The sequence below is a fragment of the Pseudomonas soli genome, from assembly GCF_021283165.2.
Taxonomy (GTDB): domain Bacteria; phylum Pseudomonadota; class Gammaproteobacteria; order Pseudomonadales; family Pseudomonadaceae; genus Aquipseudomonas; species Aquipseudomonas soli.
The window spans coordinates 4,094,087-4,110,752 of record NZ_CP128543.1; the positions used below are offsets into that span (position 1 = coordinate 4,094,087).

Here is a 16,666-nt window from a genome sequence, read left to right on the forward strand (position 1 = left end):
GGCGCTCACTCAACGGATCAGTTCCAGGTGCAGGCCTTCGGTCGGGGCGTCGCCCACCTCGAGCCGGGCACTGCGTACGCCGGCCTTGACCAGTTGCTCGCGCCAGGCTTCGGCGCCCTTGCCACTGAGGCTGGCGCGCAGGGTGCTGTCGAGGTTCAGGCTGCGGGCCAGCAGCGTCGCCCAGGCGGCCTGGGGCTCGGCCAGGTCAGGGTAGTCGAGCTTGCCGGTGTCGCGCAGCTCGCGCAGCACCGTGGCGGCGGTGGGCAGCAGCTCGCCCAACGGACTGCCGGCGACGAACTCCTCGACATGCAGGTAGGCGCGGCGGTTGCCGCGGGTCACGCTGTATAGCGCCACCAGGGTGTCGGCTTCTTCGGCGGAGCGACGCAACAGGATGAATGCCTGTTGCTCGTCACCGCCATTGAGGCGGGCATTGGCGAACACATCGTTGGCCCACAAGCTGGCCTCGCCGCAGTCGCGGCCCTGGCACCAGAACAACGGGTAGCCACCGTCCTGCTGCAACGCCTCGCGGGCGCTGGTGAAGGCTTCGCGAGCGCTGCGCTCGACCGGCAATTCGTAGGTCACGGAACTGACCTGGCCGCGACTCTCGACCTTGTCGTCGACCCGCAGCCGGCCGCTGATCTTGCGCAGCGGGCCCATGGGGTAGACGCGTTCCTGCTCCACTGCCGGGCGTTGGTCGACCACCTTGGCGTCTGCGGGTACCGGCAGGCTGCCAGCCCAGAGCAGCGGGCTGGCGATGGCGAGGCACGCGGCGATGGCGCCGCGAACGAAAACAGGTGCGCTCATCGACCGCCCTCGCAGGTGGCGGGGCAAGGTGCGTGGATGTCTGGCATGTACATGGTTGTCTCCCTTTCAACCCGCCAAGCCTCGACACTTGTCCGGTGCAAGTCAAGGAATGCCAAAGAAGCGATTGAAACAGTCTGCGACAAGGGCCGCGCCCTCGGCGTCGTTCAGGTGCAGATGGTGCCCGCCCGGCAGGGTCACCTGCTCGAAGGGTAGCTGCTCCAGCAATTCCGTGTGGCGCGCCAGCATGCCGTCGGCAGCCACCACCAGACAGGCCGGGCAGGCGATGCGCTTGACGAAGGCCATGGCCTGGTCCTGGTTCAGCCGGGTGGGCGAAGGCAAGGTGAGGCGGCTGTCGCTGCGCCAGCTGTAGCCGCCGGGCACCGGCATCAGGCCGCGTTGGGCCAGTAACTCGGCGGCTTCGCGGCTCACCGCGACCATGCCCTTCATGCGCGCCTCGACGCCCTCCTCCAGGGTCGGGTACACCGACTTGCGCTTGCTCTCCAGGCGCAGCTGCGCCTGCAAGGCCAGCCCCAGGCGCTCGGCAGCGTCCTGTTCGCTGAGCGTCGGCGGGATCACGCCGTCGATCAGCGCCAGGTGGCTGACCCGCTCGGGCAAGGCGCCGGCCAGTTGCACCGAGATGATCGCGCCGAGCGAATGACCGAGCAGGCCGAAGCGTTTCCAGCCCAGTTGCTCGGCAACCCGCAGCACGTCGTGGGCGTAGTCGGCCAGGGCGTAGCCGGCACCGACCGGGCGATGCTCGGAATAACCATGCCCGGCCAGGTCCAGGGCGACGATGCGCAGCCCTTTCAGCTGCGGCGCCAGACGGGCGAAGCTGTTGGCGTTGTCCAGCCAGCCATGCAGGGCGATCACCGGCAGGCCGTCGGCCGGACCGAACAGGTGCGCGGCCAGTTCGATGTGGCCCAGCGTCAGGCGGATCTCCTCGACCTGGGCGCTCATGCCTGGCTCCAGCGGTCGAACAGGCCCTTGATCAGGCTGGCGGTGTCGGTGGGCCGCTCCAGGGGGAACATGTGCCCACCCGGCAGGCTGTGGTACTCGCCTTTGGCCATGCCGCGCACGGCCAGGGCGTGGTGTTTGCGGATCACCCGGCTCTGGGCCCCGCGCACCATCGCCAGCGGCACCTGCAACTGACGTGGCCGGGCCGGGCTGACATGCGGAATGCTGCGGTAGATGCTGATTTCGGTAGCGGGGTCGAAGCGCAGGCGCAAACCGTCCTCGCCTTGCTCCAGGCCATGCTCCAGGTACGCCTCCAGGCACTCCGGATCGAAGTGGCGGAACAGGGTCTTGCCGGTAAAGTAACGGCGCGCACTGTCTCGGTCGGGAAAGGCCTCGCGCCGGCCCAGGGTACGCCCGGCCGGAGTGATGCGGTCGATGAAACCCAGACGCTTGGCGGCCTGGATCAGCCATTCGTCGGCGCGGGTCAGCACCGGCGAATCGAGCATCACCACCCCGCGGTAGAACTCCGGCCGACGCAGCGCCGCATGCAGGTGCAGCACACCGCCCAGGGAGTGACCGACACCCCAGACCGGTGCGTCCTGCCGCTCCAGGTGATGCAGCAGTTCGTCCACCAGGTTCTGCCAGTTGTCGTTGACCGGAAAGCGCGGATCGTGGGCGTGCTGTTCCAGGTGATGCACCTGGTAGTCCGGCGCCAGCGCGGCGAACAGCTTGCCGTAGGTGGCCGAAGGGAAGCCATTGGCGTGGGCGAAGAAGATCTGCTGCGACATGGCCGCCTGCTCTGCACGGGGGATGGATGGCCCATTGTCGGCAAGCGACCGGCTGGCGGCAACGTCCTGAACGGTCATCGCCAGTGACGATCAGGTCATCGCGAGTCGAAACTGGCCATCGAACGGTGCAGGCAGGCACGCATGTAGGCCAGTTGCCACTCGAGGGCTTCGCGGGCCAGCTGACGGTCCTGCTGAGTATCCGCCAGCCGGCGCAGCGCCAGGCAGCTGGATTGCAGCAGGTGCGCCATGCGGATGCCGGCCTGGCGCAGTTGCTCGAGCTCGTACTGGCCTTCGAAGCGGCGCAGCATCTGGTCGAGCTTGGCGTCGGCACAGTCGCGCAACAGGCAGTACTCGGCGAAGTCCAGCGCAGCGGGGCTGTCCAGCTTGTCGATCACGCTCTGGGGATTGACGGAGCGCACCAGCTCCAGGCGTTGCCTGCTCATCCATGATTCCTTGCGCGGCGTTGTGATCATGCACGCCGCCACGCTAAGGCCCGCGCGACCCGAACGGCAACTGGCATAAATGTCAGTTGCCAGGTGTCAGCCAGGGTGGTTGAGGCTGCGCAGGGTCATCAGGCCGGCCAGCGGCCAGTCGCCCTCCAGTTCGGCCAGGCTGGCCGTGCTGAACGGTGCCGGTTGCTGGGCATGGCCGTGCTCGAGCTGACCAACCAGGTTGCCCACCAGGGGTTGGTGGCTGACCAGCAGGAGATGCTCGAGCCCCAGGTGCTCAATCTCGCCGATCACCTGCTGTACAGCGCTCTCTGGCGTCAGCCAGGCCACGGTACGCACCGGCTCGGAAAAACCGAGGGCGCCGTGCACCAGGGCGGCGGTCTGCTGGGCGCGCACGTACGGGCTGGCAATGATTGCGTGCAACGGCTGGCCCAACAGGTGCGCGGCGCTGCGCAGCACCTGCTCGCGACCGTGGGCGGTCAGGCGCCGCTCGGCGTCGCTGTTGGCCCGTGGCTCGGCCTCGCCATGGCGCAGCACCCACAGCTTCACAGCTTGGGCTCCTCGTCACGCACCGGGTGTGGCGCCGGGGCCACGGCGTGGGGCGCTTCGCCTTCCGGGGTGCGCGGGGTCGGCCAGTCGGCGAACGGCCAGGGTTTCTGGTCGCTGTGGAAGGTGCCGAAACGACCGATCTGTGCCAGGTACTGGCTCAGGCTGTCGCCGAAGTTCATCAGGCTGGCGCTGGGCGCGCCGTAGATCAGGCGGTAGATCAGTTGCACCAGCACCAGGCCGCCAAGCAGCAGCTCGGCCAGTTGCCAGGCCACCAGGAACACCAGCATCCACAGCACGCGCAGGATGATCGACTCGCGCTGGGCGCGCTCCGGGGTATCGTTCATACGTTTCTCCCTCAGTTGAAACCGCTGGTGGAAATGAAATCGACATCGGTCTTCGGCTCGGCGCGCATCAGGTGCTCGATCACCTGGTTGAGCGTGCGGCCCTCGAACAGGATCGCGTGCAGGCCCGCCACCAGCGGCATGTACACGCCCACCTCCTGGGCCTTGGCCTTGAGCACCTTGAGAGTGTTGACACCTTCTGCAACTTCACCCAGTCGGCTGACCGCCTGCTCGAGGCTCAGGCCCTGGCCCAGCGCATGGCCGACCTGGTAGTTGCGGCTCTTGGGCGAGGAGCAGGTGACGATCAGGTCACCGACCCCGGCCAGCCCGAGGAAAGTCATGGGGTTGGCGCCCTGGCTCACGGCGAAGCGGGTCATCTCGGCCAGGGCCCTGGTAATCAGCATGCTCTTGGTGTTCTCGCCCATCCCCAGGGCCACGGCCATGCCGGCGATGATGGCGTAGACGTTCTTCAACGCGCCGCCCAGCTCGACGCCGAAGCGATCGCTGCTGGCGTAGACACGGAACGTGCGGCCATGCAGCACGGCCTGCACCTGCTGGCACAGCGCTTCGTCCTCGCTGGCGACCACGGTGGCGGTCAACGCATGCTCGGCAATCTCGCGGGCCAGGTTGGGGCCTGACAGCACGCCGATGCGTGCCTGGGGGGCGATCTCTTCGAGGATCTGGCTCATCAGCTTGAAGGTGTTCGCCTCGATGCCCTTGGTCAGGCTGACCAGGCCCTTGCCGCGCAGCAGCTCGGCGTGGGGCGCCAGCACGCTGCGCAAAGCGCTGGAGGGCAAGGCGACAAAGATCAGTGCGCTGCCCTGGAGGGTGGCGAGCAGGTCGTTGACCGGTTCGACGCCGTCATGCAGGCGGATGCCCTTGAGGTAACGCGGATTCTCGCGGTCGACGCGCATTGCCTCGGCTTGCGCCGGGTCGCGCATCCACTGCCGCACCGGATGGCCGTTCTGTGCCAAGAGGTTCGCCACGGCGGTGCCGAAGCTGCCGCCTCCAAGAACTGCAACAGGTTGCTGTTCAGTCATATCCAATCCGTTAACCAATAAAGTAAGTGGCGACGTGCGCATTATACGGCGCGCATGCGCCAGAGCCAGTGGCAGTACCTGCCCATTGCAGGGCGGGCCTGTCATGGTGTCGCACTGGCAAAAGCCGCATGGTCGGTTAACATGCCTGATAAATTTCTGAAACAAGGCCGTTTCGTGTTCCCTGGCACGCCACCCTATCCACGCCTGCTGTTGCTGACTGCCCTGCTGGGCGGCCCGGCCATGGCCGAGGACCTGTTCATCGACAACCAGGACCTGCCGCAGGTTCTGACCGCCACGCGCCTGAAACAATCCCCGGCGGCGGTTCCAGGCAGCATGACCGTGCTCGATAACGAGCTGATCCGTGCCAGCGGTGCCCGCGACATCCCCGAGCTGCTGCGCCTGGTGCCGGGCATGATGATCGGCTACGGCGCCGGAAACCAGCCGACGGTCAACTACCACGGCAGCAACGTCAGCGACGCCCGGCGCATGCAGGTGCTGATCGATGGCCGCTCGGTGTACCGCGCAGGGCTGGCCACGGTGGACTGGAGCGACATCCCGGTGGCCATCGAGGATATCGAGCGCATCGAGGTGTTCCGCGGCCCGAACACCGTCAGCTACGGCGCCAACGCGCTGATGGCGGTGGTCAACATCCTCACCCGCAACCCCGCCGACAGCCATGGCACGCGGGTCAAGCTGACTCGCGGCCAGGACGGCATCAACGACTACTACGCAAGCCAGGGCTTCGGCTGGGACAGCGGCGACCTGCGCCTGTCGCTCTCCGGCCAGCAGGACGACGGCTTCGACCAGGACCAGTTCGGCCACGACTACCGCGACAGCCGCCGTGCCAACCGCATCAACATCAATGCCGTGCATACCCTGGCGCCCGACCAGACCCTGGAATGGCAACTGGCGGCCAAGGAAGGCAGCAACCAGCGCCCCTACACCTACCAGCCGGTGTTCGGCAACTACCGCGCCGGCGACAACGCCGACGTCAACGCCAAGGACTATGCAGGCTCGGTGCGCTGGAACCTCGACCTCAACCCCGAGCACAGCCTCTATGTGCAGGGTTCGGCGCAGCACTTCGACCGTCAGCAGGTGTGGCGCGCCTGCGATGCGGCAATTGCCTTCAGCCCCGAGCTGACACGCCTGTGGCAGCTCGACCCGAACTTCGCCGAGAAGGTCGCGCGCAATCTGTACACCGGCAACCTGCCCAGCACCACCAATCCGGTGCTCGGCTCGCTGATGGGCCAGGTGCAGAGCCAGTGGGCCAGCGGCGGGCGCAACACGATCTGCGGCGACGTCGACCAGAGCACCCGCGAAACCCGCTATGACCTGGAAATCCAGGACACCCTGAGCCTCACCGACAGCCTGCGCCTGGTCAGCGGCATGAACTACCGCTACGACCGCGCCGACTCGCAGACCTACTTCAACGGCAGCATCGACGACCAGACCTGGCGCCTGTTCGGCCAGCTCGAATGGCGCGCCGACGAGCACTGGATCCTCCAGGGCGGCGCCATGTACGAACATTCGCAGCTGTCGGGCAACTCGCTGACCCCGCGTGTGGCGGTGAACTACCTGATCACTCCTCGCCATGGCTTGCGCGCGGTGTATTCCGAGGCCATTCGCTCGCCGGACATGTTCGAGAACAACGTCAACTGGAGCTACACGGTCAAGAACCTCTCGCCCAACCTGTACGGGCTGCAGAACGGCGAATATTTCGTCAAGACCCGCGGCCCCGGCAACCTCGACCAGGAGCGCATGCGTTCGCGAGAACTCGGCTACAACGGCGCCTTCAGCGACATCGACCTGAACGTCGACGTGAAACTGTTCTACGACGAAATCACCGGCATGATCAGCGAGCCGTTAAAGAACAACCAGTTCATCGCCAGCAACGCCAACAAGGCCCGTTTCAGCGGCAGCGAGGCGCAGTTCGACTGGCGCGCCACCCAGCGCGACCGCCTGCGCCTGACCTATGCCTATGTCGACGCCTGGGCCAGCAACCCGGCCGATCGCCGCCTGAGTGCCCGCAACAGCGGCTCGGCCGGCTGGCTGCGCGACTGGGGCGAGGGCTGGTCCAGCGCCCTCTTCTATTACGGCGACGATGCCCTCAACCAGTACCGCTACGAGCGGGTCGACCTGCGCGTGGCCAAGCGCTTCAAGATCCACGGCAGCAACCTGGAACTGGCCGCACTGTGGCAGCAGCGCCTGGATGACGAACCGGTCACCCTCGAGCAGAACCGCTATGACAGCCGCCACCGCCTGAGCGTCAGCGCGGAGCTGGAGTTCTGATGGTGCGCCTGCTGCGCCTGCTGCTGCTGTGCCTGTGGCCCCTGGGATCACTGTCGGCCAGCGAAATCCTGCTGGTCGGCGGCGAAGACCAGCCCGGCATCCGCAGCTTCGTCGCAGCCCTGGAAAAGCGCAGGCCCCACGACCAGGTGCGGTTCCAGACCGTCGAACAGCTACCTGGCCCAGGTAAACTCAAGGCTGACACGCGACTGGTACTGCTCGACACCCCAGCTCTGGAATGGCGCCTTGCGGAGGCCGCAGGCCCTTCAGCCCTGGCGCTGCGGGTCAGCCGGGTCCAGGCCGAACAACGCCTGGGCACTTCGCGTCCCGCCTATCTCACCCTGCTGTGGAGTGACCCGCCGCTGGCCCGCCAATTGCGCCTGGCCCGCTATCTGCTGCCGCAGGCCCGGCGCATTGGCGTGCTGTATGGCGAACACAGCCGCTTCCTGCTCGACGAACTGCGCCAGGCCGCCCACCCCTTGGGGCTGGAAATCGTCGCCCAGGATTGGCCCGACCTGCGCGACAGTCGGCCATTGCAACACGTACTCAATAACAGTGACGTGCTGCTCGGGCTGGACGACCCGGACCTGTATAACTCGAAATCAGCCAAGAATGTCCTGCTCAGCAGCTATGGCAGGCAGATGGCGCTGATCGGCCCCAACGTCGGTTTCGTCCGCGCCGGCGCCCTGGCCAGCACCTACAGCGACCAGGACGATTGGCTGGCGGTACTCGAGCAATTGCTCGAGCAACCGTCGGCCCGCTGGCCCCGCAGCCTGTACCCCGCGCACTTTGGTGTCAGCGGGAACCAACAGGTGGCCCGGGCGCTGGGTCTGGAAGCGATCGATCCGGACGCCGCCGCACTGGCCCTCGCCGCAGGAGCCTCCACGCCATGAGCAAGCGCCTGAGCTGGGATATCCATACGCGCACCCAGATCATCAGCCTGGGTCCCGCCCTGCTGCTGACCTTGCTGCTGATCAGTTTCTTCACCTTCGTGCGCATCCAGGATTTGCGCCAGGAGCTCAACCACACCGGGCAACTGATTGCCAACCAGCTGGCGCCGGCGTCCGAATACGGGGTGATCTCGGGCAACAACGAAGTGCTCGAGAGCCTCATGCGCGCGACCTTGAGCATTCCCCACGTGCGCTTTCTCGAGGTCCAGGACAGCCGCAACCATATTCTGGTGTATGTCGAGCAGCCCGATGAAAGCCTCAACCGCGCCCAACGAGTCGAGGTGTTTCAGGCGCCGATCCGCCTGCAGCAAATCCGCCTGGACAACGACTTCCTGCAGGGCAAGGCGGCGCCACCAAACATTGGCGACGACTACCTCGGGCGAGTGATCGTCGGGATGTCCGACGACGCCTTCAGCCAGCGCCAGCAGGAAATCGTGATCAAGGCCGCGATCCTCGCACTGTTCGCCCTGCTGTTCACCTTCCTGCTAGCCCGTCGCCTGGCCACCAGCCTGTCCCGGCCGATCAGCGAGATGGGCCACGCGGTTCGCGCCATCCAACAGGGCGACTTCAACGCCCCCCTGCCAGTGGTCGACGACAGCGAACTGGGCCACCTGGCACGGCACATCAACAACCTCGCCAGCGCCCTCGATCAGGCCGCCCATGAACAACAGCAGGCCATGGGCCAGCTGATCCAGGCGCGCGAAGAGGCCGAGCAAGCCAACCGCGCCAAGTCCGACTTCCTGGCAATGATGAGCCACGAGCTGCGTACACCCATGAACGGCGTGCTGGGCATGCTGCAGTTGCTCGAAACCACCGAGATGACTGGCGAGCAGGCCGAATACACCGCCGTGGCCAGCGAATCCACAGGGCACTTGCTCAAGGTAATCAACGACATCCTCGACTTCTCGCGGATCGAGCGCGCGGCGCTGGAACTGGAGCACATCGAGTTCAACCTGGGCGACCTGATCACCAGCAGCGTGCAGTCGTTCCAGCACACCGCCCAGCAGCGCGACCTCGACCTGCGCCTGCAACTGCCCTGCGCCATGAACCAGCTTCAGGTGGTGGGCGACCCGACGCGGATCCGCCAGATCCTGTTGAACCTGGTGGGTAATGCGCTGAAATTCACCGAGCGAGGCGAGGTGGCCATCGACGCGCGCTGGCAGGTGCTCGACCGCCAACTGATCTGGCTGACCTGCACCGTGCGCGATACCGGCATCGGCATCGACAGCAACCGCCTGGAAATGATGTTCGTGGCCTTCCAGCAGGCCGACAACACCATCTCCCGACGCTACGGCGGTACCGGCTTGGGGCTGTCGATCGCCCGCACCCTGGCCGAACGGATGGGCGGCCAGCTGCGCGGCGAAAGCCGCGAAGGCCTGGGCTCGACCTTCACCCTGGAAATGCCGCTGGTACTGGCCAGCGCCACTTCCGTCCTGCCCGGCAGCACGCTAGTGGACAGCGCTGCGGCTGACGACGGCGGGCGGATCCTGCTGGTTGAGGACAATCCGGTCAATCAGAGCGTCATCGAAGCGATGCTGCGCAGCCTGGGTTTTGAGGTCAGCCTGGCCATGGACGGTGCCCAGGCGATCGACCTGGTCGGCCAGCAGCGTTTCGCCGCGGTGCTGATGGATTGCCGCCTGCCCCAGGTGGACGGATACGAGGCTACCCGTCGCATCCGCCTGCTGCCCCAGGCAGAAGGGCTGCCGATCATCGCCCTGACCGCCAGCGCGCTGCAGGGCGACCGTGAACGTTGCCTGGCCGCCGGAATGAACGATTACCTGAGCAAGCCATTCAAACGTACCGACCTGCAGCGCATCCTGCGGCGTTGGTTGCCCGGTCAGGCAGTTGCGACTGGCGATAAATGCTAAATTGCGGCAGTCTTAAGGACTGGACAGGACCGTCGCTGGGCCGGAAAATAACATTTCAGTGCACACCTGTACTTCTTTTGCCAGGTGCGCTGTGACTTTCACCACAACGCAATAGTCTACCTGTAGGCTGCCGCCTCGGATGCAAAGCGCTTCGGGCCGGCCGGGAAGATTCGTCCCCTGCCACAGGGGGTTATTGAGGAGCTCGCATGACCAAACAAAACGCCTTTACTCGGGAAGACCTGCTGCGCTGCAGTCGCGGTGAGCTGTTCGGCCCCGGTAATGCGCAACTGCCCGCCCCGAACATGCTGATGGTCGATCGCATCACCCATATCAGCGAGGAAGGCGGCAAGTTCGGCAAAGGTGAATTGGTCGCCGAGCTGGATATCAATCCAGACCTTTGGTTCTTCGCCTGCCACTTCGAAGGCGACCCGGTAATGCCAGGCTGCCTGGGCCTCGACGCCATGTGGCAATTGGTCGGCTTCTTCCTCGGCTGGCAGGGCCTGCCGGGCCGCGGTCGTGCGCTGGGTTCGGGCGAAGTGAAATTCTTCGGCCAGGTACTACCCACCGCCAAGAAAGTCACCTACAACATCCACATCAAGCGCGTCCTCAAGGGCAAACTGAACATGGCCATCGCCGATGGCTCGGTCAGCGTCGACGGCCGCGAGATCTACACCGCCGAAGGCCTGCGGGTCGGCGTGTTCACCTCCACTGACAATTTCTAAGGGTTATTCGCATGCGCCGCGTCGTTATCACTGGTCTGGGCATCGTATCGTGCCTGGGCAATGACAAAGAGACCGTCACCGAAAACCTGCGCAACAGCCGTCCGGGTATCCGTTACAACCCGGAATACAAGGAAATGGGGCTGCGTAGCCAGGTTTCCGGTTCCATCGACCTGAACCTCGAAGAGCTGATCGACCGCAAGGTCTACCGTTTCGTCGGCCATGCCGCAGCCTACGCCTACCTGGCGATGCAGGACGCGATCAAGGACTCTGGCCTGAGCGAAGAGCAGATCTCCAACCCGCGCACCGGCCTGGTGGCCGGCTCCGGCGGCGCTTCCACCCTGAACCAGATGGAAGCCCTGGACACCCTGCGCGAGAAAGGCGTCAAGCGCGTTGGTCCGTACCGCGTCACCCGCACCATGGGCAGCACCGTGTCGGCGTGCCTGGCCACCCCGTTCAAGATCAAGGGCATCAACTACTCGATCTCGTCGGCCTGCGCGACCTCTGCACACTGCATCGGCACCGCCATGGAGCAGATCCAGTGGGGCAAGCAGGACATCGTGTTCGCCGGCGGCGGTGAAGAAGAGCACTGGAGCCAGTCGTTCCTGTTCGATGCCATGGGCGCCCTGTCGACCAAGCGCAACGAAACCCCCGAACTGGCCTCGCGCGCCTACGACGCCGATCGTGACGGCTTCGTCATCGCCGGCGGCGGCGGCATGGTCGTGGTCGAAGAACTTGAGCACGCCCTGGCCCGTGGCGCCAAGATCTACGCAGAGATCGTCGGCTACGGCGCGACCTCCGATGGCTACGACATGGTCGCTCCAAGCGGCGAAGGCGCTATCCGCTGCATGCAGCAGGCGCTGTCCACCGTCGATACCCCGATCGACTATCTGAACACCCACGGCACCTCCACCCCGGTCGGCGACGTCGCCGAGATGAAGGGCGTACGTGAAGTGTTCGGCGACAAGGCACCGAAGATCAGCTCGACCAAGAGCCTGTCGGGTCACTCGCTGGGCGCCGCAGGCGTGCACGAGGCGATCTACTGCCTGCTGATGATGGAAAACAACTTCATCGCCGGCTCCGCCAACATCGACGAGCTGGATCCGGAAGTCGCGGACCTGCCGATCGTGCGCAAGACCGAAGACGCCAAGCTCACCACCGTGATGAGCAACAGCTTCGGCTTCGGCGGCACCAACGCCACCCTGGTGCTCAAGCGCTGGGAAGGCAAGTGATAGGCTGACACGCTGAACGAGAACGCCCGGACCTTGGTCCGGGCGTTTTTGTTTGTGCCCTGCCGGCCCTCATCGCGGGGCAAGCCCACTCCCACGCCATGGACTGCCCGCCAGGGTTGGATTGATGTCCAGTTTCTGGGGGCAGCCCACATCCACATGACCTTGAGCCGATGGCGTGGGAGCTGGCTTGCCCCGCGAGGGCCCTTACACCGAGAAGCGCTGCACCAGGGTATTGAGGTCCACCGCCAGCCGCGACAGGGCCTGGCTCGCTGCAGACGTCTGCTCGGCCCCCGCCGACGACTGATGCGCCAGGTCGCGGATGGTGGTCAGGTTACGGTCCACCTCCCGCGCCACCTGGGCCTGCTGCTCCGAGGCACTGGCGATCACCAGGTTGCGCTCGTTGATCTGGCCGATGGCCGCAGCGATCGCCTCCAGCGCCTGGCCCGCGGCATGGGCCCCGTCCAGGGTCGAACGGGCCTGGGCATCGCTATGCTGCATGCCCTGCACCGCCCGCTCGGCACCGCTACGGATGGCCACGATCATCTGCTCGATCTCCTGCGTCGAGGTCTGCGTACGGTGAGCCAACGCCCGCACCTCGTCGGCGACCACGGCGAATCCTCGCCCGGCTTCGCCGGCGCGCGCTGCCTCGATGGCAGCGTTGAGCGCCAGCAGGTTGGTCTGCTCGGCGATCGAGCCGATGACATCCAGCACCTTGCTGATGTCGTGCACCTGCTGGGCCAACTGCCCCACCTCCTCGGCGTTGCCCGCCACGCCACTGGCCAATGCCTCGATGGCAGTGACCGTGGCCTGCACCTGCTCGCGCCCGCGGCGAGCGATCTGGTCTGACTCACGCGAAGCCTCGGAGGTAGCCACCGCGTTGCTCGCCACCTCCTCCACTGCCACAGTCATCTGGTTAACCGCAGTGGCGGCTTGCTCGATTTCCATGCTTTGTTGCTGCAGGCCACGGGTCGCGTCCTCAGTGACCGCGCTCAGTTCTTCGGAAGCCGAGGCCAACTGGTTGGCCGAGTCTGAGATTCTCCCAATGGTCTCGCGCAGGCTCTGCTGCATGCTCTTGAGGGCTGCCAGCAAGCGTGCTGGCTCATCGTCGCCCTGCACGGTGATCTGCGGTGTGAGGTCGCCGGTGGCGACCGTCTCGGCAACCCTCAGCGACTGACCTAGCGGCCGCACGATGCTGCGGGTCAAAGCCAGGGCGAGCACCACAGTCAGGCTCAGGGCAATCACCAGCAACACGCCGACCCAAACTTTCGCACCGTTGTACACAGCCTCGGCCATGTCGGTGGCTGAGTTGGCCTGATGGTTGTTCAGCTCGATCAACTCGTTGAGGGTCGCAGTCATCTGATCGGCCAACTGGTTCATCTCGCCGTTGACCAGCGTCGCCGCCGCCTGGACATGCCCATCGGTGGCCAGTTGTACGACTTGCCCTTGCAAGGTCATGTATTGGCGCTCGAGAACCTGGTAGCGATCGAACAACGTCCGCTCTTCAGGAAGCACGATCAAGGCATCGTAGTGACTCTGCGCCTTGCTCAGGCCGCCCTTGACCTCGTCTATGCGAGCACGGTTCTGCTGCTGGGCAACCGGGTCGGTATTGACCAACAACCGCAAGGTCAAGGCGCGGATGCGTAACATGTCCTGGGTCATGCTGCCCACCGAGATCACGCTCGGCAGCCAGTTGTTGTCCACCTGCTCGGACTGCTGGCGCATATTGGTCATCTGTTGCAATGCGAAGCCACCCAGCGCCACCACCAGCAGCGCCATGATGCCAAAGCCAAGCCCAGCGCGCGGCGCTATATTCAAGCGTCTCAAGCTCATTTCCAGGATCCCTCCCAAGCGTGATAGTCCGTTGCTTAAAAAAGGTATCGGGCCACATGGAAATTGCGTAAGACGAAAAGGCGATATCAAAACGACATCTGCTCATGAAACTCGCTATTTCGTGCGTTTTGGCAGCAGCTCAATAAAATTTTTCCTGCTCACCCGCTCTGCCACCGCTTCGGGCAAGGCATCGAGGAATGGATCGAAAGCGTGCATCTGCTCGCCGATGCTGCCAAAGCGCCCCACCACATCGGACCCGAGCATAAAGCGCTCGGGAAAGCGCACGACCAACTCGACCCAGTCCTGGCGTGGCACGCCCTGCTCATCCAGCAGATAGGGCTCAAGCACGCTCCAGGACAGGTCCACGTACAGGTTGGGATAGTCCTCGAGCAATCGGTTGAGCACCGGCAGGAGAAAGTCCATGCGCTCCTGGTGCCGGTGAATCTCCATGCTGCTGCCGGCATGGGCCCAGATGAAGCGGGTATGCGGGTGGTTACGCAACGGCTCTTCGATTTCCGCCAAGTAGAGTGGGTTGCGCTCGCGCTTGGAGGTGATGTTCGAGTGCAGCAACACCGGCAGGTCGCGCTCGGCAGCCAGGTGATAGACGCGGGTCATGGCCTCGTTGTTGGCGCGAGGCGTGTCGCCGCTGGTCAGGGCGGTGAGGTCGTCATGGCGGGTAAATACCTCGCCGATGCCCTGCCACAACCCCGGATAAAGCTCGAGCATGCGCTCGATATGGCTGACGGCGTTCTTGTCCACCGGGTTGAAGCCGGTGAGAAACGGGTGGAAACGCCTGCGCTGCTCAGCAGGCAGCTTTTCCAGAGCGGCGGCGACGTACAGGTCGGTGGCGCTGTACCAGTAGGCATCGGCATCGTCGCCGGCGTAGTAGCGCGGACGCTTGGGTTCGTCCTCGTGCCATTTCTTCGCCACCGGGATGCCGGAGATCATCGACTGCTCCACCCCGGCCTCGTCCATGGCCTTGAGCAAGGCCGGCATGCCTTCGGTTTCCTGGAAGAAATCCACGTAGTGCAGATGGGCGTCGCTGTAGCGGTAGTCGCGGGCTTGCGCAGTGTCGAACAGACTTGCACTCAACAGCAGGCAGGCCAATGTGCGGGCAATCATCTCAGGCTCCTTTGCCGGTACCGCAAGAGTAGACCGGGCAGCGCTCGCGACGGTTCAGCCACGGACGGCAAAACGCTATGCTTGCAGGCATCCCTCAAGGAGTGTCGCCATGAGCAGCCCCCTGGTCATCCGCCCACGCGCCGAATCGGTCGAGGGCCAGCCGATCCTGCGCCCGCTGCCCTCGGCGCAGTGCCGCAGCGTAGGCCCTTTCGTGTTCTTCGACCATATGCTGGAAACCGACTACGCGCCGGGTCATGGCATGGACATTCGCCAGCACCCTCATATTGGCCTTTCCACCCTCACCTACCTGTTCGAGGGTGAAATCCAGCACAAGGACAGCCTCGGCTCGGACCAGCGCGTGCGCCCAGGAGACGTCAGCTGGATGACCGCCGGAGCGGGCGTGGCGCATGTCGAGCGCACGCCGGCCGAGGTGTTCGAGCGCGGCTCGCGGCTGCATGGGCTGCAGGTCTGGCTGGCCTCGCCGAAGTCCGACGAGCAGGGCCCGGCAAGCTACAGTCATCATCCGGCCGACAGCCTGCCGGCCAGTGACAGCCTCGGCGTGCGGATCCGCATGATCGCCGGCACAGGCTTCTGCCTGGCCTCACCGGTACCGGTGCTCTCCCCCACGCTCTACGCCCATGTGCACATGCAGGCGGCCACCACCCTGATCGTGCCGACGGAACACGTGCAGCGCGCGCTGTATCTGCTCGAAGGTGAGTTGCTGCTGGATAACGAGGACGTCGAGCCATGCAGCCTGGTGGTGCTACCCGAGGGCGAAGTCGTGAGCTTGTATGCCGAAGATGAGTGCCAGCTGGTGCTGATCGGCGGCGCGCCGCTAGACGGACCGCGGCGGATGAACTGGAACTTCGTCGCCAGTGACCCGGGATTGATAGAAGCGGCACGGGCGCGCTGGGCGGCTGGGGATTGGCCGGTGGTGCCGGGAGAAAGCGGGCGGATCGAACTGCCGCGCTGATTGGGGCCGCTTGGCGGCCCCTGAGCCTTCAGCTTGCGAACACTTCCTTGAGCAAGTTATGCATCGAGCGGAATGCCCGCTCCGAGGTGCGCCGGTCGTACTGCATCTTGCCCGGCACATTGGCGTTCGGATCGGTGAACGAGTGCACCGCCCCGCCATAGCTGAGCAACTGCCAGTCAACCTTGGCAGCATTCATCTCTTCTTCGAAGGCTGGCAACTGTTCCCTTGGCACCAATGGGTCGGAGGCACCATGCAGCACCAGCACCGAACCCTTGATGCGCTTGGCATCCTCGGGGTTCGGGGTATCCAGCGTGCCGTGGAACGACACCGCTGCCCTCAGATCGGCGCCGGTGCGGGCAAGCTCCAGGGCACAGCAGCCGCCAAAGCAGAAACCGAACGTCGCGACCTTGCCTGGCTCGAGCAGCGCCTTGGACTGCCCGAGCAATTGCGCCAACGCTTCCTGCATGCGCTTGCGAAGTTCGGCGCGGTCGTTCTTCAGCGGCATCATCGCCGTACCGGCTTCGTCAGCATTGGACGGCCGCACCGACTGGCCATACAAGTCGGCAATCAGCACCACATAGCCTTGCTCGGCCACTTCCTTGGCGATACGTTCGGCGCCCTCGCCGATACCCATCCAGTTCGGCGCCATCACCAGGCCCGGCTGCGGCAGCGCGCCCGGGGCGTAGACCAGGCGGCTTTCGTAAGCCTTGCCTGACAGGTGATAAACCAACGACTCGACGATGACCTTGCTCATTCAGCTC

At 65.0% G+C, this 16,666-nt stretch carries 16 protein-coding genes and 1 pseudogene; 6 read left to right on the plus strand and 11 right to left on the minus strand.

Features of this window, described 5'->3' with window-relative positions; translation table 11 throughout:
• Nucleotides 1-9: 9 nt before the first annotated feature.
• The 7 genes from LU688_RS18950 to LU688_RS18980 form a co-directional block, all read right to left on the minus strand.
• A complete protein-coding gene (locus tag LU688_RS18950) occupies nucleotides 10-804 on the minus strand; it encodes a DUF4892 domain-containing protein (protein ID WP_160291106.1) in 795 nt (264 codons plus the stop codon).
• A gap of 102 nt (nucleotides 805-906) precedes the next feature.
• Complete coding sequence (locus LU688_RS18955) at nucleotides 907-1,761, minus strand: alpha/beta hydrolase (RefSeq protein ID WP_160291105.1); 855 nt, start codon at nucleotides 1,759-1,761, stop codon at nucleotides 907-909.
• On the minus strand, nucleotides 1,758-2,546 hold the full coding sequence (locus tag LU688_RS18960) for an alpha/beta fold hydrolase (protein ID WP_023632131.1): 789 nt from the start codon (nucleotides 2,544-2,546) through the stop codon (nucleotides 1,758-1,760). The genes LU688_RS18955 and LU688_RS18960 overlap by 4 nt, the downstream gene beginning before the upstream one ends.
• Nucleotides 2,547-2,641: 95 nt before the next feature.
• On the minus strand, nucleotides 2,642-2,989 hold the full coding sequence (locus tag LU688_RS18965; RefSeq protein WP_023632132.1) for a hypothetical protein: 348 nt from the start codon (nucleotides 2,987-2,989) through the stop codon (nucleotides 2,642-2,644).
• Between the two features lie 96 nt (nucleotides 2,990-3,085).
• The gene (sixA, locus tag LU688_RS18970) at nucleotides 3,086-3,544 is read right to left on the minus strand and encodes a phosphohistidine phosphatase SixA (RefSeq protein WP_160291104.1); all 459 of its coding nucleotides are present in this window, start codon (nucleotides 3,542-3,544) and stop codon (nucleotides 3,086-3,088) included.
• On the minus strand, nucleotides 3,541-3,888 hold the full coding sequence (locus tag LU688_RS18975; protein WP_038706498.1) for a DUF4389 domain-containing protein: 348 nt from the start codon (nucleotides 3,886-3,888) through the stop codon (nucleotides 3,541-3,543). Before LU688_RS18975 ends, sixA begins: the two co-directional genes overlap by 4 nt.
• Before the next feature lie 11 nt (nucleotides 3,889-3,899).
• Nucleotides 3,900-4,925, minus strand: a complete 1,026-nt coding sequence (locus tag LU688_RS18980) for an NAD(P)H-dependent glycerol-3-phosphate dehydrogenase (RefSeq protein WP_038706499.1) — start codon at nucleotides 4,923-4,925, stop codon at nucleotides 3,900-3,902.
• A gap of 141 nt (nucleotides 4,926-5,066) precedes the next feature.
• Between LU688_RS18980 and LU688_RS18985 the strand changes: the two genes are divergently transcribed.
• The 5 genes from LU688_RS18985 (at nucleotide 5,067) to fabB (ending at nucleotide 11,980) form a co-directional block, all read left to right on the plus strand.
• Entirely contained in the window at nucleotides 5,067-7,214 is a 2,148-nt protein-coding gene (locus LU688_RS18985; protein WP_201755073.1) for a TonB-dependent receptor plug domain-containing protein, read from the plus strand.
• On the plus strand, nucleotides 7,214-8,104 hold the full coding sequence (locus LU688_RS18990) for an ABC transporter substrate-binding protein (RefSeq protein ID WP_023631258.1): 891 nt from the start codon (nucleotides 7,214-7,216) through the stop codon (nucleotides 8,102-8,104). Before LU688_RS18985 ends, LU688_RS18990 begins: the two co-directional genes overlap by 1 nt.
• Nucleotides 8,101-10,029, plus strand: coding sequence for a response regulator (locus tag LU688_RS18995; protein ID WP_023631259.1), 1,929 nt, complete (start codon nucleotides 8,101-8,103; stop codon nucleotides 10,027-10,029). The genes LU688_RS18990 and LU688_RS18995 overlap by 4 nt, the downstream gene beginning before the upstream one ends.
• A 206-nt stretch (nucleotides 10,030-10,235) precedes the next feature.
• Nucleotides 10,236-10,751 carry a 3-hydroxyacyl-[acyl-carrier-protein] dehydratase FabA gene (fabA, locus tag LU688_RS19000; RefSeq protein ID WP_023631260.1) on the plus strand — a complete coding sequence of 172 codons (516 nt, stop codon included), beginning with the start codon at nucleotides 10,236-10,238 and terminating at the stop codon, nucleotides 10,749-10,751.
• An 11-nt stretch (nucleotides 10,752-10,762) separates the two neighbouring features.
• Complete coding sequence (gene fabB, locus LU688_RS19005) at nucleotides 10,763-11,980, plus strand: beta-ketoacyl-ACP synthase I (RefSeq protein WP_038706500.1); 1,218 nt, start codon at nucleotides 10,763-10,765, stop codon at nucleotides 11,978-11,980.
• 204 nt (nucleotides 11,981-12,184) lie between these two features.
• Here the strand turns inward: fabB and LU688_RS28035 are convergent, their stop codons facing one another.
• From LU688_RS28035 to LU688_RS19015, 3 genes and pseudogenes are all read right to left on the minus strand, one after another.
• The gene (locus LU688_RS28035) at nucleotides 12,185-13,048 is read right to left on the minus strand and encodes a methyl-accepting chemotaxis protein (RefSeq protein ID WP_411829634.1); all 864 of its coding nucleotides are present in this window, start codon (nucleotides 13,046-13,048) and stop codon (nucleotides 12,185-12,187) included.
• A pseudogene (locus tag LU688_RS28040) lies at nucleotides 13,040-13,810 on the minus strand (MCP four helix bundle domain-containing protein); the annotation flags it as partial. The gene LU688_RS28035 and the pseudogene LU688_RS28040, both read right to left, overlap by 9 nt.
• 114 nt (nucleotides 13,811-13,924) lie before the next feature.
• Entirely contained in the window at nucleotides 13,925-14,932 is a 1,008-nt protein-coding gene (locus LU688_RS19015; RefSeq protein ID WP_232888259.1) for an amidohydrolase family protein, read from the minus strand.
• A gap of 109 nt (nucleotides 14,933-15,041) precedes the next feature.
• On the opposite strand from LU688_RS19015, the gene LU688_RS19020 reads away from it, so the two are divergent.
• The gene (locus LU688_RS19020; protein ID WP_094012051.1) at nucleotides 15,042-15,905 is read left to right on the plus strand and encodes a pirin family protein; all 864 of its coding nucleotides are present in this window, start codon (nucleotides 15,042-15,044) and stop codon (nucleotides 15,903-15,905) included.
• A 28-nt stretch (nucleotides 15,906-15,933) separates the two neighbouring features.
• Here LU688_RS19020 and LU688_RS19025 read toward each other — a convergent pair whose 3' ends face one another.
• The gene (locus LU688_RS19025; protein WP_023629622.1) at nucleotides 15,934-16,659 is read right to left on the minus strand and encodes a dienelactone hydrolase family protein; all 726 of its coding nucleotides are present in this window, start codon (nucleotides 16,657-16,659) and stop codon (nucleotides 15,934-15,936) included.
• Between the last annotated feature and the right edge of the window lie 7 nt (nucleotides 16,660-16,666).